1 protein-coding gene and 1 pseudogene are annotated in these 2,398 nt (G+C 30.8%); both read left to right on the top strand.

The window, feature by feature from the left end:
• Positions 1-1,541 (top strand): annotated as a pseudogene (locus HMPREF1984_RS11455) (hypothetical protein); the annotation flags it as partial.
• A 1-nt stretch (position 1,542) separates the two neighbouring features.
• Positions 1,543-2,037 (top strand): hypothetical protein, encoded by a 495-nt coding sequence (locus HMPREF1984_RS01010; protein WP_021766000.1) that lies wholly within the window; start codon positions 1,543-1,545, stop codon positions 2,035-2,037.
• Positions 2,038-2,398 lie beyond the last annotated feature (361 nt).

The raw sequence follows: 2,398 nt of genomic DNA on the forward strand, positions 1-2,398 counted from the left end.
GCTTTAATCAGGACAGCAGGGATAAGCAAGGAATCACAAGAAACACAGTAGTTGGAGATGTTGAGATAGCAGAAGCCGAAGGAAGTCCAATAAACAGGGACTTAGAAAAAGCCAATGAAGTAACGAAGGACACTCATAGCAGAACAAATATTAATGTAGAGCCACAGGTTATAGAATATATTTCAAACCCGGCAAAGTTCAAGGAAGATCTGGAAGTAGCAATACTTGAAGGAAAAGCAACAGGGGAAACAGTATTAAAATCCATAGAGAATATTGTAAATGGTGGGAAAGAAGATATTGGAGACCCTGAAAGAAGAGCAATAAATGAAATCAAGGAAGCTGTGATAAGGGTAAAGACGGCACCTCAGATGGAAAGTATAGCGAAAGCGGAAGACCTTAATTCACCTGATGTACTTAAGGAACTTGGTATAGCTGCGATAGAAAAATATGACCCGTATGACCCTAATCTTCCGATAAAAGTAAGACAGAGAGTGGAAAAGACACTTAAGGATGGAAAAATTCCCGGAGTATTCTATGACGAGATTACAAACAAGATATTTGTGTATAAGGGAATGGAAGATGACTTAAAAATACGTGCAGGGATAGCAAGGGAATGGAAGATATCGGAAGACCTTAAGAATGAGAAAGGTAAGCCGAATGAAGAAGGCAGACTGAAAGCGACGGTAGCAGGAGAACTGGCTTATGATGACATGATGAAACGGGGACGTGAAGGAAAGACAGAGAGCATAAGCACAGATAGGTTTGCAGATGCCGTAATGGATGTTAATAGTGAGGTTACGAGTGATAAGATCATTGTACCTGAAAGATATATCAAAGATAGAACTATAAAAGATGAAAAAAAGGTTAATGAAGCTTTTGCTAAAGTATTTGGTAAAAAATACGCTAATTTCGATTTAAAAAAATATAACGAGATTAATTTGACATCACCTTATGCAAGTGAATATGTATCAAAAATGAATTATTATTATATGCAGGCTAACAATCATGTGACCTTAGAAGAATTTAAAATGAATAAAAAAAATTATACAAGAATTAAAGACAGTGAAGCGGTTTTGCATAATATTAGAAATGGGAAAATTTATATTGGGGAAGATGTAAATGTAAAATACGTAAACAATAATAATGGAAAGGAAATAGTTTTAGATTCTAGAGAAAACCTTGTGAATGATTATTATAATAGAGGAAGTTTTAATACAGTTACTTATATGAATGATAAAGATCCGGATAAAACTAAACATGGGAAAGATATAATTTATTGGTTAAATTGGGGAACAGGACCAGATGATAAAAGTAGTGTATTAAAAAGAATAGAATTATCTTTAGTAGGAAAAGTGGTATCTGATAATTATGGAGATATAAAAATTTGGGCAGCATCAAGAGGGTATAATTCTATAGGTTTAAAAGAAGCAATGGAGTATGCATCTGACCGTCACTTTTTAGATAATTTTAAAGAACAATTAAATAATTTATTGAAATTAAATTTTGAAGCAGTAATACCTCAAATGAATATTAGGAGATAAAATGAAAAAAATAATAGCATTCTTAATTATGTTAGCCGTATTTCTTTATTTTAATAATTCAAAAAAAATAAAAAAAGAAGGATTTTACTCAGTTTCGTTTTTTTATTCTGACAATAAAGAAAAGATTTTTGAAGTTGAAGATATTGAAATTGATTATTTTAAAAATATTATTATAAAATTAAAAAAAATATACAATAAAATGGAATTGAAAAAAATAATAGTTTATTATAAAGATAAAAAAATTGGTGAAATTATTGTAAATGAAAGATTGGGAATTGATAGTTTAAAAGATGCCAAATATATTGATATTGATAAAAAAGAATTTATTTATTCAATAGATAAAGAAATAACTGACATTTTAGGTTCAAAAAACGAAAAATATGAAATTACCACATCTATCTATATGGAAAAAGGATTTGATTTAGAGTTTGTAATAGAAAATGAAGGCAAAATAGCTACAATAAAAAAAGAAATTTCAGTTGCTTATAATGAGTAATAACTAAGATCTTTTATTAATAATTATTTTATAAAAAAATACTTAGTAAAACTGGGGCTAGGAAGTTTTTTAGGAGATTTTGCAGACAGATATACTCCTGGAGAGGTACAGTATGGTACATCAGAAGAAGTTAACCAACGTCAAAAGACTGAAAATTTAGCAGTAAAGCTGCCAACAGATATATTGGTCAGCAGGGCGGTCAACGGCTTTGTATTAAAACAGTTTAAAATGAATAAAGCAGGAAATACAAACAGGGAAGTCGCTACTGTTGAAAATACCTCAAAAGGTACCGAATATATGAGGAAGGACAGTGTCTTTATAAATGATGGTACACCTGGAGGAACAGTAAAGCTTGAAAGCC

It is taken from the genome of Leptotrichia sp. oral taxon 215 str. W9775, from assembly GCF_000469505.1.
Taxonomy (GTDB): domain Bacteria; phylum Fusobacteriota; class Fusobacteriia; order Fusobacteriales; family Leptotrichiaceae; genus Leptotrichia_A.

Excerpts from the sequence above, each read along its gene's own strand:
- HMPREF1984_RS01010 (WP_021766000.1), top strand. The coding sequence starts at position 1,543 with ATGAAAAAAATAATAGCATTCTTAATTATGTTAGCCGTATTTCTTTAT.